The sequence below is a fragment of the Acidocella sp. genome (assembly GCF_013044125.1).
Classification (GTDB): domain Bacteria; phylum Pseudomonadota; class Alphaproteobacteria; order Acetobacterales; family Acetobacteraceae; genus Acidocella.
In genome coordinates, this window is sequence record NZ_JABEVC010000199.1 from 1 (window position 1) to 3601 (window position 3601).

At 59.5% G+C, this 3601-nt stretch carries 3 protein-coding genes and 1 tRNA gene; all 4 read left to right on the top strand.

Annotation, left to right across the window (positions count from 1 at the left end):
* On the top strand, positions 1 to 453 hold a 453-nt coding region (locus tag HKL97_RS12145), incomplete at its 5' end, for an energy transducer TonB (protein WP_291425705.1).
* A 48-nt stretch (positions 454 to 501) separates the two neighbouring features.
* Positions 502 to 2274: a single-stranded-DNA-specific exonuclease RecJ gene (gene recJ / locus HKL97_RS12150; protein ID WP_291425707.1), complete on the top strand. Its 1773-nt coding sequence runs from the start codon at positions 502 to 504 to the stop codon at positions 2272 to 2274.
* Between the two features lie 36 nt (positions 2275 to 2310).
* Positions 2311 to 2386, top strand: a tRNA-Glu gene (locus tag HKL97_RS12155).
* A gap of 597 nt (positions 2387 to 2983) precedes the next feature.
* Positions 2984 to 3490, top strand: a complete 507-nt coding sequence (locus HKL97_RS12160; protein ID WP_291425710.1) for a hypothetical protein — start codon at positions 2984 to 2986, stop codon at positions 3488 to 3490.
* The last annotated feature ends 111 nt before the right edge of the window (positions 3491 to 3601 follow it).

A 3601-nucleotide genomic window follows, 5' to 3' on the forward strand; every position in this document is an offset into this window, starting at 1 on the left:
CCCCGGCATGCCGCGCCCCCGCCGCGCAAATATATGGTGATGAACAATATGTCGTATGGCACCCCGGCGCCGCCGGTGCCGCAGGCGCATCGGGCAATGAACCTGAGCCTGCCGATGTCCGACGCGCAGGCGGTGAACGCGCCGGAGCTGACCATCAAGGGCAATATTGGCGCTGATTGGAATGCCGCGCTGAGCAAATGGGTGAATGACCATAAATACTACCCCGAGGCGGCGGCCGCGCAGGGGCAGCAGGGCAGTGTGCAGGTGGAGTTCACGGTGGACCGGCAAGGCAATGTCACGGGGCTGCATATGCTGAGCAGCTCAGGCTCGCCGTTTCTGGATCAGGCGTGGATGGGCATGTTTGCTGATAACCAGTTGCCGCCGTTTCCGCCGGGAACGAAGGATAGCCACATCACCGTGGATGCCACCATGCATTACGAGATCGTTCCGTAAGCCGCTTGCCGCTTGCGCCGACTCGCTTTTCACGATTTCAAGCGGGGGATGATTGATGAGCATGCGCTGGGCGTACGAGAGAGCCTGACCGGGCGCCGCTGGGTCTGGCGCGCCGGCGATGCCGAACGGGTAGGACAGGGGTTGGCGCAAACTCTGGGTGTACCAGAGCTGATGGGCCGTATGCTGGCCGCGCGCGGGGTGGGCGCGGATCATGTGGCCGATTTCCTTGATCCGACATTGCGCGCAATGTTGCCAGACCCTTCCAGCATTATAGACATGGACGTGGCCGCCGCCAGGATGGCCGATGCCGTGGTGCATGGTGAGTGCGTGGGTGTATTCGGCGATTACGATGTGGATGGGGCGTGCAGTGCGGCCATGATGGTGACGCTGCTGCGCCAGCTGGGCTGCGAGGTGGTGCACCATGTGCCGGACCGGCTGCTGGAAGGCTACGGGCCTAACAGCAACGCGCTGCGTGGCATGGCCGAACGCGGTGCGCGATTGCTGATCTGCGTGGACTGCGGCACCGGCGCGCATGCCGCTTTCGCACCGTTGCATAACATGGCGGATGTGCTGGTGTTCGACCATCATAAGGCGGAAGGGCCTCCGGCGCAGATTCGCGCCACGGTGAATCCCAACCGGCTGGATTGCAGCTCCGGCCTGCACACATTGTGCGCGACCGCAGTGGCCTTCATCGGTTGTATCGCGCTGGTACGCGAGCTGCGCCGGCGCGGGTTTTTCAACGGGCGGGCGGAGCCGGACCTGCGCGAAATGCTGGATCTGGTGGCGCTGGCCACGGTGTGCGACGTGATGCCCCTGACCGGGCTGAACCGCGCCTTCGTGACGCAGGGGCTGCGGGTGATGGCAAGGCGTTCGCGCCCCGGCATTGCCGCCCTGCTGGATGTGGCGAAGCTGACTGAGGCGCCGACCCCGATGCACTGCGGTTTTGCCTTGGGGCCGCGGATTAACGCCTCCGGGCGAATTGCGGAATCCGACATGGGGTTGCGTCTGCTTTTGAGCGAAGACCCTGATGCCGCCGCCGCGCTGGCCCAAACGTTGAACGATGTGAACCGCCAGCGCCAAGCGGTTGAAGCGGCGATCATGGGCGATGCCATGGCGCAGGCGCAAATTCAGGTGGAAGCCGGACACCCGGTGATTCTGCTGGCGCAGGAGGGCTGGCACCCTGGTGTCGTGGGGATCGTGGCTGGCCGCGTGAAAGAAAAATTCAACCGCCCGGCCCTGGTGGCGGGCATTACCGCCGGGTTGGCGAAAGGCTCGGGGCGCTCTGTCCCGGGGGTGGATCTGGGAGCAGCGGTAATCGCTGCCCGCCAGAGTGGGCTTCTGACCACCGGCGGTGGCCATGCGATGGCCGCGGGATTTTCGGCCCCGCAGAGCGATCTGGCCGCGCTCCATGAGTTTTTGAACGAGCGGCTGGTAAGTGCCGCTGACCTGCCAAGCACCGAGGCACTCACCCTGGAGGGTGTTCTGGCGGTGGGCGCGGCCGATGCAAGGCTGGCGCAAATGGTCGCCAAGCTTGGCCCGTTTGGCACCGGCAATGCCGAGCCGCTGTTCGTGTTGCCGCGGGCGCGGGTGGTGAAGACTGACCGGATCGGCAAGGATGGCAACACCATCCGCGCCATGGTGGAAGGCGAAGGAGGCGGCCGCTTAAAGGCCCTCTTGTTCCGCGCCAAGGACGGCCCGTTGGCCGAAGCTTTATCGCGCGCCGGCGCCGCGCCATTGCATCTGGTTGGATATTTGCGGGCGGAAAGTTGGCAGGGACGTGTTTCCGCAGGATTTTTCGTTACAGACGCTGCCCCGGCTTGACCCGGGCTGGCGGGCGGGCTAGGTGCAGCATGCCTCGTCCCGTTCGTCTAGAGGCCCAGGACGCTGCCCTCTCACGGCGGTAACAGGGGTTCGAATCCCCTACGGGACGCCAAGCAATTTCAATACATTACAGTACTTATCCACAGGCCATATTCGAGCCATACGGCATAGGTACGGCATACACGGTGCGGAACGGTGTAGGATTCAGGCATAGAAGGCACCTAGAAGCCCTATGTAAGTTTTTCCACGCGCGGAGGGTCAATAGGCATAGGGGGCATAGGGTCTTCTCTTGTTTTCTCCTGCTATATAGTCGTTTTTAGCCTCCCTATGCCTCTGGTTGTTTCAAAACCATAAGTAAAGCATAGGGGGGTGAAAAACAGAAACGGCGGATTCCTGCGGCTTTTAGGGCATTTTCGTTTCAAAACCATAAGTTTCTTGCTTAAAAAGGCCGGAAAAACGGCGGAATTCCGCTGTTTATGCCCATAATTTATGCCGTTTAAACAACAAAAGCCCGGCCCGATGGCCGGGCGGATTGCGGACATGGTGCCGACAATCAGCCGGTGCGGGCTTTCTCTCGGGCTGCGGCCAGTTCGGCCAGGCCATCCAGCCGGGCAATGCGGATGGTGATAGGCGGCTTGGCTTCGGCTAGTATTGTTCCACATTATCTATGGCATATAGTTGGGCAAGATTGGATATGGGGTGCGCCGCCATGCTGTCCACAGTAAAATTTAACTCTGCAAAAGTAACTAACGCGGTCAAAGCAGATTTGAGGGCAAACATTGATAAACTGCCGGAATTTGATGGCAGTCATTTTGAGCTAATCTATGATTCTGCTCTAGCTTCAATCCAAGCTGGCAGGAAATTATCGATTCTGTATCAGGCAATAATTAAATTGGCCGTACCGTCTATGACGAAAATCCGAGCGGGCGAGATTGCAGAATTTCTAAATAATCAGGCGACGGCGATAATGGAACAGGAGCAACAGTTGGCGTTAGGCATCACTCATGCGTTTTGGTGCTATTCAAGTGCTCCCTGCATGGCCCATCCTAAAAATCCATCAGAGGAAGAGATCAAACAAGATAAAGCTCACAAGGCGGCTGATGGAAAACGATATGAGGTTGCTACGGGGATGTATCTCGACAATTCATGGACATTGCCCGGTCGAGGTTGGGGATGTAAATGCTATTCTAGATCGGTGATTCCCGGTCTTGCATAGCCCATGTAACAGCCCCGTTTTTAACCTATCCGATTCACACAATTCCGGCTGCTATTCGCGCGCCGTATTTGATTTCATGATAGCGCCGGAGACCGCGTGAGAGTGTGGCGG